This is a genomic window from Kordiimonas pumila, assembly GCF_015240255.1.
Lineage (GTDB): Bacteria > Pseudomonadota > Alphaproteobacteria > Sphingomonadales > Kordiimonadaceae > Kordiimonas > Kordiimonas pumila.
Window position 1 is genome coordinate 280,965 of the sequence record NZ_CP061205.1, and the last position, 21,529, is coordinate 302,493.

Genomic DNA, 21,529 nt, shown 5'->3' on the forward strand with positions numbered 1-21,529 from the left:
GTCTCCCGAAGGCCTTTTGGGGATCCTAGCCCCGGTTGCTTACCATTTTATGCATGCGCCCTGCGTTTCCTAGTGCTGGCCGCGGCGTTTCAGAAGCTTCAAGCGCAGCGCATTCAGCTTAATAAAGCCTGCTGCATCTTTCTGGTCGTAAACGCTGTCTTCCTCGAAGGTTACATGTTCCATCGAATAAAGGCTATAGGGGCTTTTGCGGCCCACAACATTGGCGCTGCCCTTGTAAAGCATCAGGCGCACAGTACCCGCGACAAATTCCTGGCTCTTGTCAATCAGCGCCTGCATCATTTCACGCTCTGGCGAGAACCAAAAGCCATTATACAGCACTTCGGCATACTTCGGCATAATCTCGTCCTTGAGATGCATCGCGCCCTTATCAAGCGTGATCTGCTCAATACCCCGGTGGGCTGCTAGCAAAATGGTGCCGCCCGGCGTTTCATATATCCCGCGCGATTTCATGCCAACAAAACGGTTTTCCAGAAGGTCAAGCCGACCAATACCGTGTTTTTTGCCAAGCTCGTTCAGTTTGGTAAGCAGCATGGCAGGCGACAGGCTAACGCCGTTAATCGCAACAGCATCACCCTTTTCAAATTCAACCTCAATATACTCAGGCTCGTTTGGTGCCTGTGTTACCGGGTCGTCTGTGCGGGCGTAAACATATTCTTCCGCCGCCACCCATGGGTCCTCAAGCGCTTTACCTTCGCTTGATGTGTGCAGCAGGTTTGCATCCACAGAAAACGGCGATTCGCCGCGCTTGTCTTTTGGTACTGGTATCTGGTGCTGCTCGGCAAAGTTAATCAGGTCTGTTCTGGAATGCAGGTCCCATTCGCGCCACGGGGCAATAACCTTAATGCCGGGGTTCAGTGCATAATAGCCAAGCTCGAACCGTACCTGATCGTTGCCCTTGCCGGTCGCGCCGTGGCACACAGCATCAGCGCCAGTTTCCGCCGCAATTTCGATCTGGCGTTTGGCGATCAATGGCCGCGCGATAGAAGTGCCTAAAAGATACTGGCCTTCATAGACGGTGTTGGCCCGGAACATAGGGAACACATAGTCTTTCACAAATTCTTCGCGTAGGTCTTCAATGAAGATATCCTTGATGCCCAGCATCTCGGCTTTTTTACGCGCTGGTTCAAGTTCCTCGCCTTGGCCAAGGTCTGCCGTGAAGGTTACCACCTCACAGTTATACGTAACCTGCAACCACTTGAGGATAATGGATGTATCAAGCCCGCCCGAATAGGCCAGCACTACTTTTTTGATTTTATCTGACATCACTTGCTCCAGCACAAAAATTCCTGTGTGCGGAAGTAGCGGAAGTTTGCGCCCACGTCAAATAGTGGGTGCAGAATAAGAGGATAAATTTACGTCTTTTGCTGGATAGATGTTCTTAAAAGAGCATAAACTACCATAATGCTGTCTACTTCAAACAAAGGGCGTAACGCCCACCCTGACTTTAGGGCGTTACCGTTATACCTGTTTTATCCAATGTCAGGCTTGATAGTTTGCCGCCCTCAACCGCTATAATTTTCTGAATATTAGGGGACTGAGCCACGATAAAAAAGCGTTGGTTTTTGCCTACACCTTCCGGCCATTCGGCCTTGGAAACTATATAGGCTGGTGGTATTTGAAAGGACGCAAGTTTCAGGCTATCTGGGTAAGTAACCTGAAACACAGCTTTTTTAGCAAACCATGCAGCACTGCCTGCGGCAATAATTTCGTCTACAATCTCAGGGTTGCCTGTCACGACGACCAAGTCTAAAGCTATTGAAGTATCAAGATCAGCGCTGCTAATAATGGTAAAAGAAGATTGCTTGGTGCCACAGGCAACCAGCACCAACGGTAGCAACAGTATAAAAATACACTGCCGCAATCGGACCATTAGGTTAGCCCTGTAGAGCTATGATGCACTATATTCTGTGCAGCGGCCACATTAGCCTCTGCTGCCTGTTCGCGTAGGATATCCGCTTTTGATTTTTTCTCAGAGGCGGATTTTAACTGCCCGCACGCGGCCATAATATCGCGGCCACGCGGCGTGCGCACTGGGGCAGAAATGCCCTCTTTAAAAATGATATCTGAAAAACGTGCAATACGGTCGGGGTCGCTGCATTCATATTCCACACCCGGCCACGGGTTAAACGGAATAAGGTTTACCTTTGCCGGCAGCTTGTATTTACGGATCAGGCGCACCAGTTCGCGCGCGTCAGCGTCGCTGTCGTTCACGCCCTTGAGCATGGCATATTCAAAGGTAATGCGCCGCGCGTTATTAGACCCCGGATAATCGCGGCAGGCCTGCAACACAGAATCAAGGTTATATTTTTTATTAATTGGCATAATGTCTGTGCGTACATCATCGCGCACAGCATGCAGCGATACGGCGAGGTTCACACCGATCTCGCGGCCAGCGCGTTCCATATGCGGCACCACGCCAGAGGTGGACAGCGTGATACGCCTGCGGGAAAGCTGAATGCCTTCCTCGTCCATAATAATCTCAAGCGCCTTTTTAACGTTATCAAAATTATAAAGGGGTTCGCCCATGCCCATCATGACAATGTTGGTCACTTGCCGGCCCTTTACGGGGCTTTGCCATTCGTCCAGATCATCGCGGGCGATCATCATCTGCGCCACGATCTCTGCCGCTGTTAGGTTACGTACCAGTTTCATGGTGCCGGTGTGGCAAAACTTGCAGTTAAGCGTGCAACCCACCTGCGATGACACACAAAGAGTGCCGCGGTCATCCTCAGGAATATAAACGGTTTCAGCCTCGTTGCCGTCTGCAAAGCGAATAAGATATTTACGGGTGCCATCTTCGCTATACTGGGCTTCTACCACCTCTGGCCGGGTGATGGTGAAATGGTCCACCAGCTTGGCGCGCAGGTCTTTGCTGATCGTGGTCATCACGTCGAAGTCGGCAGCGCCTTTATGGTATATCCAGTGCCATAACTGCGTGGTGCGCATCCTGAGCTGCTTTTCGGGGATACCGTAATCTGCAAGCGCTTCCTTCAGCTCGTCGCGGCTCAGGCCCAGCAGGTTTACCTTGCCGTCCACTAGATCAGGGTTTGCACGCGGGCTTATAATCGGCTCGTGGCCGCTTGGGGTAATTTGCATCTTTTTCATCCTGCCTTTTGTAGGGGTGCCTACGCCAGGTCCTTTCGGGCTTACGGGCGTTCCACCCCCAAGCGGTTACTTTAATGTCTATGGTATATGCCACTTAATATGCGCGGCTTATACGCCCGTTGCCTGCGGCTGTAAAGCGCAACCCACAAAAGCGTGATAAGGAAATGATTTACGCCTTGCGGCGAATGCTATAATTTCGAAATAATTTCAATGAAATGAAGCGCTATGAGGACCCTATGGCACAAGATACCAAAGCAAAGTTTAGCCACATCACGATCAGCCTGCACTGGATTGTGGGGTTAACCATTATAACGCTGTTGGCTGTTGGCCTTTATATGGCGGAAAACGAGGTATATTCCTTATACACCCTGCATAAATCTGTTGGGGTTATAGTGTTTGCTTTTGTTGCCGTACGGGTGTTGTGGCGCATCAAAAATGGCTGGCCTGTGCCTGCAAGTGATTATAAGCGCCATGAGCAAATTCTGGCAAAAATTGTACACTGGGTGCTGATCATTGGCACCGTTTTAATGCCGGTTTCAGGCATGCTTATGTCGGGTGCAGGCGGGCACGGCTTTGGCATTTTTGGGTTTGAGATTATGGCCCCAAACCCTGACCCTGCCAACCCTGGCGAAGCCCTGCCGCTGAATGCCTTTACGGCGGGCATTGGCCATGAAATGCACGAAATTCTGGGCTTTGTTATGATGGCCGCCATCGCGCTTCATATTGCTGGCGCGCTAAAACACCATCTTATCGACAAAGACGAGACCCTTAAGCGCATGCTGGGTAAAACGATCGACGTATAATTATTTGCATGCTTTCGTAATGGCGTTAAAGGCGGCGGTGAAACCAGACAAGCTATATTTATCTGTCGTTCTGGTACCACGCTGGCTGGCCGCCGTTACCACAAGACCAGAGCCTGCCTTCATCGCGGCCACTACTGCCACATCATCCTTGGGGTCGTAAGCCCACGCACCGTCGCCCTCGGTGAAGAAATCAAACCGCTTGCGGCCATCAACCTGCAAGGTGGCTTCACTGCCCGGCCTGACCGGATAGCCCATAACAATGCTTACCTCGCCTGTTACTTTATACTCAGGACGGTGTGATACCATCAGGTATATTTCGCCCCGGCTAACCCCTTCTTTGCTGGCAGACCATGTTTTAGGCACGCTCACCATATGGCATGTTCGGGTGGCACCTGTGCCATACACAAAAGCGTCCCAATCATTATACGAGCCCAAATGGCGGCGCGTTTCAGCCGATGCGCCGCTCGCAAGACCCATAATCAGGCTGCCAGCCAGCAATGCCGCACCCAGTGCCTTTTTCCCAAACTTTATCATGCCCTCATTCTCCGCTTTCTATCCTGTTGCCTGATGGCCTGATGGCCGATCTTATTTGTCTGCGCCAGTTGCCGCGAGCTTTGCTTCCCGCAGCAACCGTTTTTCCCGGCGGCTTTTACTGGCACCGTGCACATGCGGTGCCTTTTCAACAGGCGGTTCCCCTGTCATAAGCGGGCGCTCTGGATACCCACCTAAAATCCTGTGTCTGTCATACATGACAATTGCGCCAGCCGTTGCTACATTAAGACTGAATTTTGTCGGGATTTTGATCACATGGTCACACCGGGCATACATTTCTGGTGAAAGCGATGTTCTTTCCCCCCCGAGCACATAAACTGCACGCAGCGGGTGCTTGAAACTGGGCAGGTCAATCGCATCGTCTGATATCTCAATTCCCACCAGATGACAGCCCTGCGGCATGTCAATATCATCCACACTATCATAATTGAAAAACGGGATATTTTGCTGGGTTTTGCTGGTGTCAGTGAATTTTTTGGTCACCGTTTCGCCGCTGTGCACATAAATTTTTGGTTTAACGGCAAAGGCAAAACTGGCACCAAAGGCGTGCGCTGTTCTAATAAGGTTACCCATATTGCCGGTTTTTGACGCCCCGTCGATCCCTATACCAAAATACCCCCGCATCCTACACTTTACCCTCTGTCATAGCTGTTATGTTTCCGTCTTCTGCTCGCACAAAAATAGCATCCTTATGGCACGCTGCTACCATACAGAACACAACCAATATGCCTGATACAATAAGGAGTGATGCCTCAAGGTTCCATTCAAACGCAACACCCAAAATAACGCTGGCAATAGGGATTAGCCCCACCGACATAAAGGTGAGAATACTCATAACGCGGCCAATCTTTTTTTCCGGGACCTGTTTTTGCACCCATGTAGTGAAATTAACCCATACAAAACTATCACCCGTACCGCATACAAAAAACACCAACATCGCCCACCAGTAGGGTTCGTAAAGCACCATTAACCCAAAGGATGCACCAGACCCCATAAATACCAAAAACATGACACGAATGAGGTATTTATCAGGGATAGCCCGCACGCTGCCCCCCACAAATGACCCAATAAGAGCACCAGAGCCGTAAGCTGTTATAATAAGGCCGTACACATAAACCGGCTCTAGAAACCGGGCTTTAGCAAGCGCCGGCAGCCCCACAAATATAGGTGTCTGAAAGAAAAACTCGAGCGCGGCAATACCGATAAAGCCAAGCCGCATGCTTGGCTGTGACCATACCCAGCGCACCACCTCCATCACCTCACCGCCTATAGAAGCCTTGAGAGAAGAATCAGGCACCGAATCGTTAACGTTTGATTCACCTTTTCGCGTTCGAACAAAAATAAGGGTTATAAATGACGCGGCGAATGTTAGACCATCAACAAAAAAGGCACGCGCAAAGCCTGACCTGTTACTGGCATAGGTTGCGGCTTCAAGGTTGGCATCATGGCCCATAGTGGTAATTTCACCGGCAATAATCAACCCCGCCAGAGCAGGCCCCACGATAACACCCACCCACATAGACCCCTGCACCAAGGCATTACCCGCCTGTAATTTATCTTTGCTTAACAAAGAAGGTACAATTGCCGTGCTGGCCGGATAGAAAAACGCATCCGCCACACCGAAAGCAAAAGCCAACCCAAACACAATCTGCAAGGAAGCCTGATCCACATTGATGAGCCACGCCACGACCATAACAAGCCCAAAGCGCAAAACACTGGTAACCATCATAACAGCCCGCGCACCGACCCGGTCAACCACCGCGCCGCCGACAAGCATAAGGATTGCACGAGGAATACCCTGTACTGCAAATACCAAACCAGTCATGCTAACACTTTCTGTCATTTGCAAAACCAGCAATGGAAACGCTATAATGCTAATATGATCGCCGATAACAGACACAAATTGTCCGATCCAGTAATTAAGAAAGTTGCGATCTTTGAAAAGCTGCATCATAAAAGGAAATCCTGCGCGTTAAGGCCTTATCTAGCCCTGATATAACAAGACAGGCAAGACCATCTGTGCGTAAAGTGTATAAAATAGAAAGTCGACAGCACCATGACTGATACAGAATCCACCCCAAAACCAGCTGGCTGGCCTAAACTCCTTATTGATTTCGGGCCCCTTGTGGTTTTTTTCGCGAGCTTTAAATTGGGCGATATCTGGCTGGCAACAGCGACTTTCATGGCCGCCTCTGTTGCTGCAATGATAGCTTCAAAAATTCTTTTCAAAACCATTTCGCCGCTTTTGAAAATTACTTTCGTCATTGTAATGGTTATGGGAGGCCTAACCCTATACCTGCAGGATGAAACCTTCGTTAAAATGAAACTAACCATCATTAACAGCCTGTTTGCCGCAGTTTTGTTATTTGGCCTGCTACGCGGCAAGCTTTATATCAAAATGGTTATGGAACTGGCTTTTGAGATGGATGATGCAGCGTGGCGCATCCTGACCCGAAATTATGTGATTTTCCTGATTGTGATGGCTGTGGTGAACGAAGTGATATGGCGTACCCAAACAACAGACTTTTGGGTAAACTTTAAAACCTTCGGCTATACAATCGCCACCATCGCTTTTATGGCCACCCAAATGCCTATGCTGATGAAATACATGCCTGATGACGACAAAAAAAGCTAACGCCCCAAAAGCCTTTTAAAGAGGCTTTTCTTTTTAGGCACCTTCTTTTTTCCTGTCGGCTTTTTAGTAAGGCTTTCCCGGTAAAGTCTTACTCTCTCTTCAAAAGGCATAAAGACTTTACCATCACCTAGGTATTGGGGCTGGTCAGGCATTTTTCTGCGTTGATTATAAGCTTGTTTCCACCAATTATCACCGTCCACCGGCACCTTTGGGGCCGACGTACGGCGAAAGATAGCTGTCAGACGCGCCATCTCGACAAATTCCCACATGGCGTCTTCCTGAATGATATCAGCCATGCGGCCAATAGAGGCAATTTGCACATCATCAATAACCAGCAAACCACCTTCTTTTACATGTGGGTAAAAATAATAATATTCCAGATCCGGAAAAGGGTAGCCGTGGGGGCCATCTATCAAGACACAATCATATAAACCCTGATGCTCGAATGTGGGCATGGTTATTTGTGTCGGGCCGTACACCCGCTCAACATTCTCGGCCTGAAAAAGCGGTGACTTCTCAAAATATACAACGCTGGAACGGTCTCCCTGATTGCGATCATCAAGGCAAAAGACAGTATGACTTTTTGCAATATTCGAGAAAAAAATTGTCGAACACCCACAGCCTGTTTCGGCGGTTTTGGTCGCGTTAGGTGGCATCAAGGCTTCAATTCTTGCCAACACATCAACCGACAAACGCCCTGCATAATGGGCTTCTCTGCCCTTTTCTGACAGCATTAATTTTGAAGCAACAGGTGCCTTAAGTGCATCATGCACAGCCATACTCAAACTCCCCCAATATGTGAGGGAACTGTATAGATTGCCCAAGGTTCACGCAATATGAAAAGCTAAGCCTGTTCCCACCCTTCAGGGTTGCTGAACGGGGCAAAACCCTGTTTGCCTTCAACTGCCTGAAAATGATGAAGTGCCCAGTGCACACTGGGAAAAGCAAGGTCAGCCCACGGGATGTCAGCCCAGTCAAAGAGCACTACCTCAAGGCTTTCGGGGCCGGGTTCAAATACAGGCTCAGGAAGGTAAGCACGGTACATCATCTGCACCTGACTTATGCGCTTCACAGTATAAATTGCCAACAGATCCCGAATTGTAATTTTGGCACGGGCCTCTTCCCATGCTTCACGTGCGGCCCCTTCCGCTGGGGTCTCGCCCATTTCCAAGAAGCCCGCAGGGATAGTCCATTTGCCTTTTTGCGGGTGGATAGCGCGCCGGCACAACAGCACTTTATCGCCGCACATGACAACAGACCCAGCAATTATCTTTGGATTTTCATAAGCAATAAAACCACAGTCAGCGCAAACCATGCGCTTGTGATCATCCCCTTCAGGGATCTGGTGTATAAAATTATCGGTGTAAACTGTTGTCATGCCCTGTAATCTGGGGCCGATATCAAAATTCGTCCAGTAGAAAGTTAGACAAGGATATCAATAATCTGACCAAGCGGCTGGTTTCGCAGTTCATTCTGCCGGGTAGAGGTACGACCAGCAGGTGCTTCCCGTAGATTACTGGCAAGCTCACTCACCCGCTCACCCGCTGCTTCAATCTCCTGATGTGTAGAAAGGCTGCTGCCCCGGCTTGAACGTAATGCTGGTAGCCTTTTATTGGCGCTCTCTTCATCTCCCCGAGCTTTAGTGCGTTCTTCGGCAGATGGCTGAACGCGTGCAGTTACATCGCCTGCATTTTGCGCGGCAACTCTGTTCCTGCTACGATTTGCCTCAAGCTGTGCCTGTATCTGCGACTGCAGACCCGGCGCATTTGGGTTAAAATCGACCATGGCCCCATGACCCTAATCAAATAAACAAGCCTGTTTCGTGCTACTAAATGGGCGGGGCGATTTCTTCGTGCCCGGTTTTGGCCCTAAGGCCACACGGTCAAAGTATCAAAAAACCATGACCAGATGGTTAAGGATTCCCGTTTTCAGCAAGATTGTCAAGAAATGCCTTAATATCTGCTGTGCGTTCTGCGGGCAAAATCCGCAAAGCTTGCTGCAGGGTTGCCGTGGCGGCCGCCTTATCACCTGTTGCCGCTTGCGACCGCGCAAGCATTAACCAGCCTGCCGGGTCATTTGGGGTTTCCTCAAGCCGGGCTTTTAAGCGGTCCATCATCGATTCGATAAAAGCCGCCCTTTCTTCAGGGCTCATATCATTCACAGCCGCCACTTGGTCACCGCTCAGCTTTGGCGGGTTAATCCCGAGTTCAGCAAGACGGCTATTCAAAGTGGGCATCCACGGCGCATCCGGGCTAGAGCGGTCTGCAAGTGCTGTCCATATAGCCTTTGCACCTTCTTTGTCGCCGTCTTCAAGGCGCACTAAACCTAAATAATACTGCCCTGCCGGATGGTCAGGCGCGTGGTGCAGCAGGTCGTCTAATACCAGTTTGGTGGCAGGCATAAAACTGCCGCCGCCCGCTGCCAAATATGTTTCCAGTGTTTCAATACGCCAGCGTGTTTCCTCGGGCTGCAAACCCGTAAGGGCATGAAGGGCATCCACAGTTTCCTTAAAGTCACCTACTGAGCGCGATAGCGTAACTAGAAAACCCAGCCCTTCAATACTATCCGGTTCTATTTGCAGGCGCTGCTGTATTTTTTCAATCGCTTCACCAAAGGTTGGACCACCTTCCTGAATTTCAGCTTCACGCAAGCTGATACGTTCACCTGGCGCTGCCTCCACACCAGGGCTACCAAGATAGGCGTATATACCAAACGCTGCCGCAACCACCCCGCATGCAATACCCAAAAATACGGTTTTGCTATTTTCAGCCACCAAAGCCGGGTCATGCTCCTTGGCCGCAACCCGCAAAATACGCCTTTCAATTTCCAATCGCGCCGACCGTGCAGACTCAGGCGTAATGATTCCCCGCGATTCGTCTTGCTCCAGGTCCTGTAGCTGTTTTTTGAAATGTTCGATTGGATCAGCCGCTATATTTTGAGCCGTACGATTATGCGCCCTGAAACTAATCAGCCAGAAAGCAAAGACCGCGAGCAGTGCTATTAAGCACCATAATACAATCGGGTTCATTTGCGGCTCTCCTTACTATCGAGCAAGGCATTAAGTTTTACCTGTTCGTCTGTGCTAAGGGGTGCAGGTGGCACAGTGTGCCTGCGCCGTGCCAAAAGAATGCCTATACCAATAGCCAGCAAAAACAGAAACGGCGACAACCAGAGAAAATAGGTGGATTTTTTAAAAGGCGGCTCCAGCAAAACCCAGTCACCGTACCGGTCAACCAGATAGGCCCGTACATTCTTAGGGCTATCGCCTATTGCTACCCGTTCCCGTACCACTTGCCGCAAATCTTTTGCTAAATCAGCATTTGAATCTTCAATCGACTGGTTTTGGCACACCAGACAACGGATTTCTTTCATCAAGCTTCTGGCAACAGCTTCTTGACGTGGGTCTGCAAGCGGTTTTTCATCAACAGCCACAGCCAACAGCGGCAAGGCAACACTTACAACCAGTATCAGTGCAGAGAAAAGCCGTCTCATCCGCTGATCTCCTGCAATCTTGGCAGTAAACGCTTCTCCAGACTATCACCAATAATAGGGCCCCAGTGCCGGTAATGAATAATCCCCTTACTATCAATCAGGAAGGTTTCCGGCACGCCCGTTACGCCCCAATCAATTGCGGCACGGCCATCTTGGTCCATCAATACAAGGCTGTAAGGGTTTCCCAGCTCATTCAAAAATACCTGTGCCTTTTCTGGTGTATCCTTATAGGCAATGCCCACAATCGAAACGCCGTAAGAAGCCCCTATTTTCATTAAATTTTCATGCTCTGCGCGGCACGGTGCGCACCAACTGGCAAAAAAATTCACCAGTACGGGTTTACCCGTAATAAGCACTGCCTCAGTTATGGTTTTATCCATACCAAGCATGGGCAAACTAAATGACGGCACCGGCTTGTCGATCAGAACACTTTTGATTTCCTGCGGGTTTCTATCGCCGCCCATCATGGTGAAAAACAGCACGATCATGGCAATAACAACAGCCACAGGAATAAAACGGCTTATCCCGGTCACGGTAAAGCCTCCTGCTGTTTTACCTGCGGAACACCAATACGCTGGCGCCGGTCTGAAAGCGAGATCAGCCCCCCCAGCATCATCATGCCAGCACCAAGCCATAAAAACGAAATCATCGGTTTAAAATACAGCCGAACTGACCATTTTTTCCCGCCTGCTGATTCGCCAATAACAGCATAAAGATCACCAAGTGGCAGTGGATATATGGCAGCCTCAGTGGTGTTCATTTTCGGGCTGGTATAAACCCTGTCCTCAGGGTCCAGCACCGTAATCTCCCGGCCTGTTTTTGTTACACGGAACAGCGCGCGCACCGCCGTGAAGTTTGGCCCCATAACAGGGCGTACATCCTGCATCTCAAACGTATAGCCTGCAACAGTTTCCGTGTCACCCGGCTGCATCAGTACCAGTTTTTCCTCGGTCCATGTTTCGCTTACTGTCACGCCCATTATAATGAGAGCAAGGCCCATATGCGCAGCGCTCATGCCCCACTGGGCGCGCGGCAGCGCCCGCATGCGCCGAAACGCCGTTTTAGGTGCCTTAAAAAGCTGGGTCCGCTCTGCTATCTCAAGTAAAACAGATGTCATCAGCCATGCAGCAAGCCCAAGCCCAAACGCAGACATCACATACCCGCCAGCCTGCTGCCATAGTACAAAACACCCCACAAATAGGGCCACAATAAACGCTGGAAGCAAAAGCTGGGCTGTCCGGCCAATACGGCCCCGTTTCCAGGCAAGCAGCGGGCCAAAACCAAGTGCAACCACAAGCGGGCTCATCAGCACAGTTGCCGCATATTCAAAGAACGGCGGCCCAACACTAATTTGCGTACTACCCATTGCTTCCACAACAAGCGGGTAAAGTGTGCCCACCAGCACCACAGCCGCAAAGGTAGATAACAAAATATTATTGAGGATAAGGCCACTTTCCCGGCTGACCATACCAAACAGGCCGCTCGGCGCAAGCTTTGGCGCACGCCACGCATAAAGCGTAAGCGAGCCGCCTATTACAAGCGCCAGAAAGGCAAGAATAAATACACCCCGTGCTGGATCAACTGCAAAAGCATGCACCGATGTTAACACACCCGACCGCACCAGAAAGGTACCGAGCAAACTGAAAGAAAAGGCCACAATTGCAAGCAGAATTGTCCAGCTTTTCAAGGCATCGCGTTTTTCAACCACAATCGACGAATGCAGAAGCGCCGCCGCCGCAAGCCACGGCATAAAGCTGGCATTCTCGACCGGGTCCCAAAACCACCAGCCCCCCCAGCCAAGCTCGTAGTATGCCCACCATGAGCCAAGCGCGATGCCCCCTGTTAGGAACATCCATGCCGTTAGTGTCCACGGGCGGACCCAGCGTGCCCAAAGCGGTGTTACTTCCCCTTCAATAAGCGCTGCCACCGCAAATGAAAACGCCACACTCAGCCCTACATAGCCCAAATATAACATAGGGGGGTGAAAGGCGAGGCCAGGGTCCTGCAGCAAGGGATTAAGGCCGTTGCCTTCAAGCGGCGCTGGGTCAAGCCGCAAGAACGGGTTACTTGTTAAAAGAATGAACAACAAAAACCCAACCACAAGGGCGCTTTGAACCGCTAGTACCCGCGACCGGAATCGAAGCGGTAATGCCCTGCCGCGCCGCGCCACAGCCGCCGCAAAAAGCGTGAGCATAAGCACCCACAGCAGCAAACTACCCTCATGGTTACCCCAAACACCTGAAATTTTATACAAAAGCGGCTTTTGGGTGTGTGAATTTGTGGCCACATTCACCACAGAAAAATCAGATGTGATATAGGCATAACCAAGCGCTAAAAACGCCAGAACCACTAAAAAGAATTGGCCGTACGCAAGCCTGTCGGCCAGCGCCATAAGGGGCGCGCTGTTTTTATGGTTGCCAATATGCGGCACCGTAGCGGCCACAAGCGCTAGCATAAGCGCCAGAATAAGCGCAAAATGGCCAAGTTCTGGGATCACTGGTAACCTGCCTTATCGTACCCGCCATCAGGGTGTTCACACGCCGCTTCGTTTTTAGGCGCACTGCCTGGCGGCATATAGTTTTCATCATGCTTTGCAAGAACCGTATCTGCTTTAAAAAGGCCTTCGGCAGCAAGCGCGCCCTCCGTTACAACACCTTGGCCCTCACGAAACAGGTCGGGCAGGATACCGTGATATTCAACGTGCAAATCTGTTACACAGTCCGTAACCACAAAGCTGTATGTAAGCCCATCTTCAAGGCGCTTAAAACTACCGGTCTGCACCAAGCCACCCAGCCTGAAACGTTTGCCCTCTGGCAAGTTTTTAGCAACCGCCTCTGTTGGCTGCATATAATGGCTAAGGCTATCGCCGCCAAACGCCTTTAAGATCAAAAGCACCGCTGCTGTTAAAACAACAAGCGCTGTTGTCAGAATAATAAACCGCTGCTTTTTGCGAGACCGCATACCCCGGGCCATTAGCTTTCCCCTTTGCTGCGCCGAGCGCGCTTCAGGGTTTGTGCTTCAAGGTCAGTTTTTTTCATGTCCATAAAGCTTTTAGCCCCAAGCCACACAAGGCCAAGAGCAGAAAGCCCATATGAAATACCAATGAACAAGCTGTAATCAGATGCCATATCAGCTTTCCTGCCCGGCCACATTACGGCGCATAATATCAATTTTACGGCGGTTCATTTCCAGCTTCATGCGCCATAACACAACAACAATGAAATAGAGTTTATAAGCCGCCCCCATAATAAGCAGGGGTATCAGCATATCTATGTGGATTGTTGGCCCCCCCATGCGTATAACACTGGCGGGCTGGTGCAGGGTATTCCACCATTCGACCGAAAATTTAATAATCGGCAAGTTAACAACACCCACAAGCGCCAAAATAGAAGCTGCCCGCCCGGCTTTTTCGTCGTCATCAAGCGCTTCCCACAAGGCCATATAACCCAGATACAGGAAAAATAGAATAAGCACGGATGTCATCCGGCCATCCCATGACCAGTATGTGCCCCACATTGGCTTGCCCCACAGAGACCCGGTAATAAGCGCTAGCGCTGTAAAGGTTGCGCCTATGGGGGCCGCCGCACGGCCCGCAATTAAAGCAAGCGGGTGACGCCACACAAGGGCGGTAAAGCTGGCAACTGCAATGAAAGCATAAACCGCCATAGACATCCAGGCCGCGGGCACATGGACATACATGATGCGCACACTTTCGCCCTGCTGGTAGTCAACAGGGCTATCGAAAAAAGCATAATAAAGCCCTGTCGCAAATGTAAAAATTCCAAGCAGAATTGCCCAGGGAAGAATCCTGTCTGCGAGGCGGTTAAACGCGACTGGGTTAGCGAATCTATGCATGCCTTTTCCTACCGGTTTAAATGGCTATCAGCAAGTGCGACTTGGTGTCTCATGCCCATGTTCCTTATTCCAGTGAAAGCCTGAGGGCTGCGGCGGCGGCAATTGGTGCTATCACCACAGCAATAAGGCTAACCGCAAGCAGAAGCGCCAAGTGCGGCAACGGGTCACCGCTAAAAATAGCTGCATCAACCGCGCCCACACCAAAAATAAGGGTCGGAATGTAAAGCGGCAAAACCAGCAAGCCCATTAAAACACCGCCGCGACGAACAGAAACGGTAAGGGCCGCACCAACACTTCCCAAAAAGCTTAGCGCCGGCGTACCCAGCAGCAGCGATATAATCATAACGCCATAACCTTCGGGTGGCAGGTGCAGCACAAGCCCCAAAACGGGCGATGCAATGACAAGCGGTAAAACTGCCGAAACCCAGTGTGCCACTGTTTTTGCCATAACAATTGTACCAAACGATGTTGGTGCCGTTACCAGATCATCAAGGCTACCATCTTCATAATCCGCCTGAAACAACCGGTCGAGGCTAAGCAGGCAGGCCAGCAAAGCCATAACCCACAAAATACCGGGGGCGATACGGGCAAGAATTTGCGGCTCCGGCCCAACACCAAAAGGGAAAAGGCACACGGCAATCAGGAAGAAGGACAGCACCATGGTGCCTGTGCCGCCTTGCGACCATGCAAGTCTGATATCGCGTGCCATCACTGTTGTGAGCACCTTGAACATGCTGGGTGTTAGAACTGGTTGGTTCATGACCAGTATCCTTCGGCAGGGTGGGCCGGCTCAAAACGCGTCATATCAAGCTCGATTGAGGGCAGCCCAAGGGGATCATGAGAAGCCGCGATGATACAGCCACCACCGGCCAGATGCTGCTGCATCATGGATTTCAATTGGTCGCGGTTAGCCTTATCAAGCCCAACTGTTGGCTCGTCCATTAACCAGATAGGGCGGTCAACCAGCATAAACCGCATAAGGCTGGCACGGTGTGCCTGTCCGCTTGAGAAAAACTTTACCGGCTGGTCTATTAACAGGCTCAGGTTAAAATGGTCAGCGGCCTTATAAAGGCGCTCTTCATCGAGCGTTTCACCTGTCATCAGCTTATAAAATAGGGCACAGTTATCCCTAAGGGTGAGGATTTTTTTTAACCCATTCTGGTGGCCTGCGTGCAAAAAAGCCGCTGTCATGGGAATATCCTGTGCACGAAGCGGCACGGCATCAACCGCTATTGAGCCTGCCTGAAAAGGTAACAGCCCGGCAAGAACGCGCAGCAATGTGGTTTTGCCGCTACCGTTTGGGCCCACAAGATGCACCAAATCACCGGCCCGTGCCTCACACGAGACGCCAGAAAAAACCGTACGGCCACCGCGCCTGCATTGCAGGCCGTTTACAGCTAAATATATAGCCGCCGTTCTTGCTGTCTTCTGTGTTTTCATGCCTGCACGCTAGCGAAAGGGAAAGATTCAAACAAGATAAGAAATATCCACGTATACGAGAACCGTGACAAACAGCATTACAAATGCCAATATTCCAGTCTTATTAAGTAACAAGAAAAACATATAGGTACGTATGAATACGGTTTCATGGTCATGGCATGGCAGCATTTTACTTGCCGGGTTTATTTTCCTGATCCAGATCGCAGCAAGCACCCATATCCTGCGCAGCAAAGATGATGTCAGGTCTGCTATTTCGTGGATTGGCCTTGTTTGGCTGGCCCCGATCTTTGGGCTTTTAGCGTATCTGCTTTTTGGTATCAGCCGTATTCAGCGCCGAGCAAGGCTATCCCGACAAAAACGCGGACTAGCGCCCCGTACAGGTACGGCACAGGAACCAAAAGGCCCCACCTTGGCACACAGTGTGCCTGATTCCAGCGAAGGCCTTCGGGCACATGCACGGCTTGCGGGCAAGGTTAGCGGGTCTCCGCTTACCGAAGGCAATAGCATAAGTCCCATGCAAGGCGGACGCGATGCATATGACGCAATGATCGCTGCCATTGACGCCGCCACCAAAACCATTGCCCTGACATCATATATCTTTCAGGCCGATCAAGCCGGACGCAGATTTGTAGCCGCCCTGACCCGTGCCCATGAGCGCGGGGTGGAAATACGGGTACTGGTTGATGCAGTAGGCAACCTCTATGATATGAAGCCGGTGTCGCACTTGCTGCGCCGACTTGGCATTCCGTTTGCGCTTTTTAACCCTGCACGCTTTTCATGGCGGCTGGCCTTTTTCAACCTTCGCACGCATAGAAAAATACTGATTGTTGACGGAAAAACCGGCTTTACCGGTGGCATGAATATCAGACGACAACACCTAGAAGGAACAGACGGCAAGCCCAGTGTGCGCGACACACACTTTGGCCTAAAAGGGCCAATTGTAACCCGCATGGCAGAAGCGTTTGCTGATGACTGGCTTTTTGCTATGGGCGAAGAATTACCCGAAAAACTATGGCTGCCTAAAGTGCCGCCCGCTGAAACAGGTATTACTGCTCGTGCGGTCGCTGACGGACCTGATGAACCAAACAGAAAAATATCGACCATGATGGAAAGTGCATTGGCTTCTGCCCGCAGCCATGTGCGTATTGTATCGCCCTATTTTTTACCCGGTGAATCGCTTCTTGCAGCCTTAAAAATGGCCGCCCTGCGGGGGGTGAAAATAGATATATTAATACCGGGAACCAGCAATATACGGCTGTTTAATATTGTCATTCTTACCAATATTTATCCACTCGTTAAAGCTGGGTGTAATCTATATCTTTCCAACCCGCCCTTTGACCATACCAAGCTAATGACAGTGGATGGTTGTTGGGCACTTTTTGGATCATCAAATTGGGATGCCCGCTCGCTGAAGCTGAACTTTGAATTCAACATTGAAGCCTATGATGTTGCATTTGCGAAAAAGATGGAAAAATGGGCCGATAAAAAACTGGAAGATAGCAGGCAAATAATGCTCGATGACCTTAAAGCGATACCGCTTTACAAACGCATAGTAGGCAGGATCTTATGGCTAGCCAGCCCCTATCTGTAAAATATACTTGTTTCTGCCGGGCCTTGTCTTCCCCCAAAATACGCTAAATCATGGTTCAGTGCTCCCGCCAGAAAGATAAAAAATGACCTATTCAACACTTCAAATAGACCAAAAAGACCAGACAATGATTGTGCGCCTCAACCGCCCAGAGGCCATGAATGCTTTTACGGTAGCCATGTCTGAAGAGCTTCTAGGTGTTCTCGATGATGCTGATGACAATGATGATGTTCGGGCAGTAATTTTTACTGGAAACGGTCGTGCATTCTGTGCCGGGATGGACCTGTCGACAGAAGGAAATGTTTTTGGACTCGACGAATCCATTTCTGTCGATTCGCCTGATATGGAAAGAAACCGCGATACCGGCGGGAAAGTTATGCTGCGCATGTTCCGCATGAAAAAGCCCTTGATAGCAGCTGTTAACGGTGCCTCTGTGGGTGTCGGCTCAACCATGCAGCTGCCTATGGATGTGCGTATCGCATCGCCCTTCGCAAAATTTGGGTTTGTTTTTTCCCAGCGCGGGATAACACTTGAAAGCTGTGCAAGCTGGTTCTTGCCGCGCCTTGTGGGCGTACCAAAAGCGCTTGAATGGTCTTTTAAAGGAAATGTCTTTGGCGCGGAGGAAGCACTGCAAGCGGGCCTGATCAGCGAAATCGTTGAACCAGACAGCTTGCTGGACAGAGCACTTGAGATTGCAAAAGGCTTTACGGAAACAACAAGCCCCATGTCGATAGCCCTTAATAGACAACTATTGTGGCGCATGATGGGGGCAAGCCATCCCATGGACGCGCACAAACTGGAAAGTCGCACCATGCTGCATACCAGCACCCGTGACGGCAAGGAAGGTGTCCTGAGCTTTCTGGAAAAGCGCCCGCCAGCGTTTGCAGATAAAATTAGCGCTGGCACACCAGACTGCCTGAATTGGGATGCAGAACCACCTTTTGAATAAAAACCACGCTATCGATGCTTGCTTGCCCACCAACACTAGGGCATTGTGGCGACAATTCAGCCACCCTTTGGAGCAATTGGTATGAACGGTACGGACAATAAGCCTACAACAATGCAGACAACGCAGAAATATATTCTGCTTGGCATTTTCACCCTTATTCCGCTCTGGCTTACATTTGCCCTGATTGATCTTTTGCTGTCCTTCATTTTGGGCCTTGCACAGCCTTTTCTGGTGTGGATAACAGCGGGCATCCACCCAGCAGATTCGCTTTGGTATCCGATTGTGAAAAACACATGGCTACAAACTGCTATGGCGCTCATTTTGGTATTTTTAGTGCTATACGGTGTTGGCTGGCTCGCCTCTGTATATCTTGGCCGCAAAGTACTGGGCTATGTTGACAAGGTTATGAACCGTATCCCTTTTGTAAAATCTATTTACAAAGCCATTAAGGGCCTGACAGATGCCGTACAAACCAAGCCAAGCGAGGCAGAACGTGTCGTGATGATTGAGTTTCCATCACCCGACATGAAAACAATCGGCCTTGTAACCCGCACGTTTAAAGATAGTAATACAGGCCGCGAACTCGCCGCCGTTTATGTACCAACAACGCCAAACCCAACCTCTGGCTATCTTGAAATTGTACCGGTTGATAAACTTGTTCCCACCAATTGGAAAATGGATGAAGCCATGTCTTTCATTATTTCCGGTGGCACCGATATTCCGCCAAATTTTGTCTATGACAGGCCGCCTATCAAAAAGCCTGAACCACCTGAAACCCTTTAGACTTCATAAACCTTACTCCATAACAAAATAACCACCCTCAAAAATGAGGATGGTTATTTATGCCGGGGAGGCAGGGGGAAGGAAATATATTAAGTGTTGATACGTGCCCGAATGGTTTTGGCAAGGGTGGCAGCATCATAAAAATCACCACCACTTGGCCTTGCGCCTTCACCCATAATGATTTCCATAAAGGTAACCGTTGACTGGGGATCAGGGCGACGCATTGAATCTACATACGCTTCATCAACATAAACCGGGCGTGTTACTGTACGACAGGTCAGAACCCCACATTCACGGTATGTGGCCGCAGCAACCCGCATATTCGCCACAGCATAGCTATGACTATCTCTCTCTTCTGTATTCGTGTTCCGGTCAACAATCTGGAACCAGTCATAGCCTTTCTCCAGTGTCAGCTCTGCTGAACGCAGTAGCGCGTAATCTCTGGAGGTTTCAAGGTTCTGCCCCCGGGCCTTATAAGCTACCCGGTACCTGTTTTTCTCAAGCACGCTTTCATAATAACCGTAATCACCAGCATCATCGGCTGCCATATATTTAGGGCCAGACGAGGCACACGCTGTCATCATAAGGGCCACGGGAAGTGTGAGAATTAATTTATTCATTTGTTCCTCCTACAGGATCTGTATCGCTGTTTTCACGTTCTCACCGTATGAGGGCTGATGTGAATTCTCGATACGTCTTTGACCAGAAGGATATAAAGACCTTATAAAAACAGCGGCATTCTTTGCTGCAAATAACACAGCATTTCGAAAATGTCCTAGTTCACGCCTACGCCAATATTTATGCCTTCTTTATAAAACCAGCCCAGACTTCATCTGAACTTCTGAACACAAATTGCTTAGGCTGCAAACAGATGCCAGCAACATGTTCGGAAACACACAATGACAGACCAACCCATCACTGCAGCAGACTATATAAACACTGCTAAAGACCAGGCGGAAGCTATGGCAGTTCATATGCTTGACCGCCTAACGCACACGGATACCTATTTTTATCTGGCAGTGCTGGTCATAATCATTACCTGCAGCCTTATCGCGCAAATCTTTATCCACAACCGTTTTGTGAAACGCCTTAAATCTAACAGAAAAATACTAAAATCTTTCCGGCAGCTTATGCCCAAAATTGTGAGTTTAACCGCCCCCGTTGCCACGCTGGTGCTCCTCATACCCGCCACTGCTTTATCAGCAGCACTTTATGGCAGTACGGAGGTAATGGCCGCCGCTGCACGGCTCGCTACGATCTGGCTTATATGGGCGGCACTATGGGCCCTTGTGGATAGCGCCCTTCTTAAAATACTCAGTATATGGGTTTTATTACCTGCAACATTCCTGCATATTTTTAACGAGCTTGATACAGCCATAGCCATTTTGGAAACGGTTAGCTTTAACCTCGGTAAAGTAGAAATCACCGCTTACACAATTGTAAAAGCGGTGGTGTTCTTCAGTATTGTTATGTGGGCAGGCCAGTTAATGAGCAATCTGGGCACAGACTATATTAGACGCACAAGATCCCTGACCATTTCCACAAAAGAGCTGCTGATCAAGCTGTTTGATATTGGCCTATACATACTGCTGTTTATTGTGGCGCTAGACCTTATTGGGATTGACCTCACAGCCCTCACTGTTTTTAGCGGTGCCTTGGGTGTTGGGCTTGGTTTTGGCCTACAAAAAATTGCCTCCAACTTTATCAGTGGCATTATTTTGCTAACAGAAAAATCTGTTACCATTGGCAACCTTGTGGAAATGGATAATGGCACGTTTGGCTATATGCGCAAATTAGGCGCCCGCGCCAGTGTTATTGAAACTTTTGATGGCAAGGAAGTAATGGTCCCCAACGAAGATTTCATCACATCACGCGTTGCAAACCTTACCCATTCATCAAATGTCGGGCGTATTGAAGTCCCGGTCGGTGTTGCTTACGGATCTGATCTCGAGGCGGCCCAAAAGCTGATTTTACGTGCCGCAGAAACCTATACCCGCACCTCAAAAAATGAAAATTACAAGCCCGATTGCTTCCTGCGTTGCTTTAATGATAGCTCCATAGATTTCCTGCTGGTTTTCTGGATAGATGATGTACGCGAAGGCCGTTGGAAAGCGCAAAGTGACGTTATGCTCACTGTATGGAGCAATCTCCGCGACGGCGGCATTGAAATTCCGTTCCCGCAGCGCGATTTGCACATAAAAAGCGGGGTACCGGAGCTTACAGAGCACAAGGAAGAAAAGCCTGCGCGTAAAACAGAAAACAAAAGCGACCCCGAAACCGAGGCCGCTTGATGGTTACTGTATATT

General features: G+C 49.8%; 25 protein-coding genes. 6 read left to right on the forward strand and 19 right to left on the reverse strand.

All coding sequences use genetic code 11. The annotated features are described in order from the left end of the window. Positions 1 to 69: 69 nt before the first annotated feature. The 3 genes from ICL80_RS01100 to rlmN all read right to left on the reverse strand — a co-directional run bounded on the left by ICL80_RS01100 (position 70) and on the right by rlmN (position 3,117). The gene (locus ICL80_RS01100) at positions 70 to 1,284 is read right to left on the reverse strand and encodes an argininosuccinate synthase (RefSeq protein ID WP_194214303.1); all 1,215 of its coding nucleotides are present in this window, start codon (positions 1,282 to 1,284) and stop codon (positions 70 to 72) included. 181 nt (positions 1,285 to 1,465) lie between these two features. Then, positions 1,466 to 1,891 carry a hypothetical protein gene (locus ICL80_RS01105; RefSeq protein ID WP_194214304.1) on the reverse strand — a complete coding sequence of 142 codons (426 nt, stop codon included), beginning with the start codon at positions 1,889 to 1,891 and terminating at the stop codon, positions 1,466 to 1,468. Continuing rightward, positions 1,891 to 3,117 carry a 23S rRNA (adenine(2503)-C(2))-methyltransferase RlmN gene (gene rlmN, locus ICL80_RS01110; protein WP_194214305.1) on the reverse strand — a complete coding sequence of 409 codons (1,227 nt, stop codon included), beginning with the start codon at positions 3,115 to 3,117 and terminating at the stop codon, positions 1,891 to 1,893. Before rlmN ends, ICL80_RS01105 begins: the two co-directional genes overlap by 1 nt. Before the next feature lie 245 nt (positions 3,118 to 3,362). On the opposite strand from rlmN, the gene ICL80_RS01115 reads away from it, so the two are divergent. After that, a complete protein-coding gene (locus ICL80_RS01115; RefSeq protein WP_194214306.1) occupies positions 3,363 to 3,929 on the forward strand; it encodes a cytochrome b in 567 nt (188 codons plus the stop codon). Here the strand turns inward: ICL80_RS01115 and ICL80_RS01120 are convergent, their stop codons facing one another. Genes ICL80_RS01120 through ICL80_RS01130 form a run of 3 tightly spaced genes read right to left on the reverse strand, consistent with a single transcriptional unit; the run spans position 3,930 to position 6,435 of the window. Continuing rightward, positions 3,930 to 4,463: an invasion associated locus B family protein gene (locus tag ICL80_RS01120; RefSeq protein WP_194214307.1), complete on the reverse strand. Its 534-nt coding sequence runs from the start codon at positions 4,461 to 4,463 to the stop codon at positions 3,930 to 3,932. Positions 4,464 to 4,514: 51 nt separating this feature from the next. Then, a complete protein-coding gene (locus ICL80_RS01125; RefSeq protein WP_194214308.1) occupies positions 4,515 to 5,105 on the reverse strand; it encodes an RNA methyltransferase in 591 nt (196 codons plus the stop codon). 1 nt (position 5,106) lies between these two features. Beyond that, positions 5,107 to 6,435 (reverse strand): MFS transporter, encoded by a 1,329-nt coding sequence (locus ICL80_RS01130; RefSeq protein ID WP_194214309.1) that lies wholly within the window; start codon positions 6,433 to 6,435, stop codon positions 5,107 to 5,109. Between the two features lie 102 nt (positions 6,436 to 6,537). Here ICL80_RS01130 and ispZ point away from each other — a divergent pair, with 102 nt between their 5' ends. Next, complete coding sequence (gene ispZ / locus ICL80_RS01135) at positions 6,538 to 7,116, forward strand: septation protein IspZ (RefSeq protein ID WP_194214310.1); 579 nt, start codon at positions 6,538 to 6,540, stop codon at positions 7,114 to 7,116. On the opposite strand, the gene ICL80_RS01140 is transcribed toward ispZ, so the two are convergent. The 12 genes from ICL80_RS01140 to ccmA all read right to left on the reverse strand — a co-directional run bounded on the left by ICL80_RS01140 (position 7,113) and on the right by ccmA (position 15,903). Beyond that, complete coding sequence (locus ICL80_RS01140; protein WP_194214311.1) at positions 7,113 to 7,895, reverse strand: class I SAM-dependent methyltransferase; 783 nt, start codon at positions 7,893 to 7,895, stop codon at positions 7,113 to 7,115. The two genes, ispZ and ICL80_RS01140, sit on opposite strands and share 4 nt — an antisense overlap. Positions 7,896 to 7,960: 65 nt before the next feature. Next, positions 7,961 to 8,494, reverse strand: a complete 534-nt coding sequence (locus tag ICL80_RS01145) for an NUDIX hydrolase (RefSeq protein WP_194214312.1) — start codon at positions 8,492 to 8,494, stop codon at positions 7,961 to 7,963. Positions 8,495 to 8,538: 44 nt separating this feature from the next. Continuing rightward, positions 8,539 to 8,901 (reverse strand): hypothetical protein, encoded by a 363-nt coding sequence (locus tag ICL80_RS01150; protein WP_194214313.1) that lies wholly within the window; start codon positions 8,899 to 8,901, stop codon positions 8,539 to 8,541. Between the two features lie 127 nt (positions 8,902 to 9,028). Next, positions 9,029 to 10,144, reverse strand: a complete 1,116-nt coding sequence (ccmI, locus tag ICL80_RS01155; protein ID WP_194214314.1) for a c-type cytochrome biogenesis protein CcmI — start codon at positions 10,142 to 10,144, stop codon at positions 9,029 to 9,031. After that, a complete protein-coding gene (locus ICL80_RS01160) occupies positions 10,141 to 10,608 on the reverse strand; it encodes a cytochrome c-type biogenesis protein (protein ID WP_194214315.1) in 468 nt (155 codons plus the stop codon). Before ICL80_RS01160 ends, ccmI begins: the two co-directional genes overlap by 4 nt. Continuing rightward, entirely contained in the window at positions 10,605 to 11,141 is a 537-nt protein-coding gene (locus ICL80_RS01165; protein ID WP_194214316.1) for a DsbE family thiol:disulfide interchange protein, read from the reverse strand. Before ICL80_RS01165 ends, ICL80_RS01160 begins: the two co-directional genes overlap by 4 nt. Further along, a complete protein-coding gene (locus ICL80_RS01170; protein WP_194214317.1) occupies positions 11,138 to 13,105 on the reverse strand; it encodes a heme lyase CcmF/NrfE family subunit in 1,968 nt (655 codons plus the stop codon). Before ICL80_RS01170 ends, ICL80_RS01165 begins: the two co-directional genes overlap by 4 nt. Then, complete coding sequence (gene ccmE, locus ICL80_RS01175) at positions 13,102 to 13,581, reverse strand: cytochrome c maturation protein CcmE (RefSeq protein ID WP_228073726.1); 480 nt, start codon at positions 13,579 to 13,581, stop codon at positions 13,102 to 13,104. Before ccmE ends, ICL80_RS01170 begins: the two co-directional genes overlap by 4 nt. Further along, the gene (locus ICL80_RS01180) at positions 13,581 to 13,736 is read right to left on the reverse strand and encodes a hypothetical protein (protein WP_194214318.1); all 156 of its coding nucleotides are present in this window, start codon (positions 13,734 to 13,736) and stop codon (positions 13,581 to 13,583) included. The genes ccmE and ICL80_RS01180 overlap by 1 nt, the downstream gene beginning before the upstream one ends. A 1-nt stretch (position 13,737) precedes the next feature. Beyond that, positions 13,738 to 14,463: a heme ABC transporter permease gene (locus ICL80_RS01185; protein ID WP_194214319.1), complete on the reverse strand. Its 726-nt coding sequence runs from the start codon at positions 14,461 to 14,463 to the stop codon at positions 13,738 to 13,740. Positions 14,464 to 14,527: 64 nt separating this feature from the next. Further along, positions 14,528 to 15,223, reverse strand: coding sequence for a heme exporter protein CcmB (ccmB, locus tag ICL80_RS01190; protein WP_228073727.1), 696 nt, complete (start codon positions 15,221 to 15,223; stop codon positions 14,528 to 14,530). After that, on the reverse strand, positions 15,220 to 15,903 hold the full coding sequence (gene ccmA, locus ICL80_RS01195) for a heme ABC exporter ATP-binding protein CcmA (RefSeq protein ID WP_194214320.1): 684 nt from the start codon (positions 15,901 to 15,903) through the stop codon (positions 15,220 to 15,222). The genes ccmB and ccmA overlap by 4 nt, the downstream gene beginning before the upstream one ends. A 133-nt stretch (positions 15,904 to 16,036) precedes the next feature. On the opposite strand from ccmA, the gene ICL80_RS01200 reads away from it, so the two are divergent. The 3 genes from ICL80_RS01200 to ICL80_RS01210 all read left to right on the forward strand — a co-directional run bounded on the left by ICL80_RS01200 (position 16,037) and on the right by ICL80_RS01210 (position 19,223). Continuing rightward, positions 16,037 to 17,494: a phospholipase D-like domain-containing protein gene (locus ICL80_RS01200; protein ID WP_194214321.1), complete on the forward strand. Its 1,458-nt coding sequence runs from the start codon at positions 16,037 to 16,039 to the stop codon at positions 17,492 to 17,494. Positions 17,495 to 17,576: 82 nt separating this feature from the next. Then, positions 17,577 to 18,440: a crotonase/enoyl-CoA hydratase family protein gene (locus ICL80_RS01205; RefSeq protein WP_194214322.1), complete on the forward strand. Its 864-nt coding sequence runs from the start codon at positions 17,577 to 17,579 to the stop codon at positions 18,438 to 18,440. A gap of 81 nt (positions 18,441 to 18,521) precedes the next feature. Further along, a complete protein-coding gene (locus tag ICL80_RS01210) occupies positions 18,522 to 19,223 on the forward strand; it encodes a DUF502 domain-containing protein (protein WP_194214323.1) in 702 nt (233 codons plus the stop codon). A gap of 89 nt (positions 19,224 to 19,312) precedes the next feature. Here the strand turns inward: ICL80_RS01210 and ICL80_RS01215 are convergent, their stop codons facing one another. Then, positions 19,313 to 19,843, reverse strand: coding sequence for a CC0125/CC1285 family lipoprotein (locus ICL80_RS01215; protein ID WP_194214324.1), 531 nt, complete (start codon positions 19,841 to 19,843; stop codon positions 19,313 to 19,315). 279 nt (positions 19,844 to 20,122) lie between these two features. Between ICL80_RS01215 and ICL80_RS01220 the strand changes: the two genes are divergently transcribed. Further along, positions 20,123 to 21,514, forward strand: a complete 1,392-nt coding sequence (locus tag ICL80_RS01220; protein ID WP_228073728.1) for a mechanosensitive ion channel family protein — start codon at positions 20,123 to 20,125, stop codon at positions 21,512 to 21,514. Positions 21,515 to 21,529: the final 15 nt, after the last annotated feature.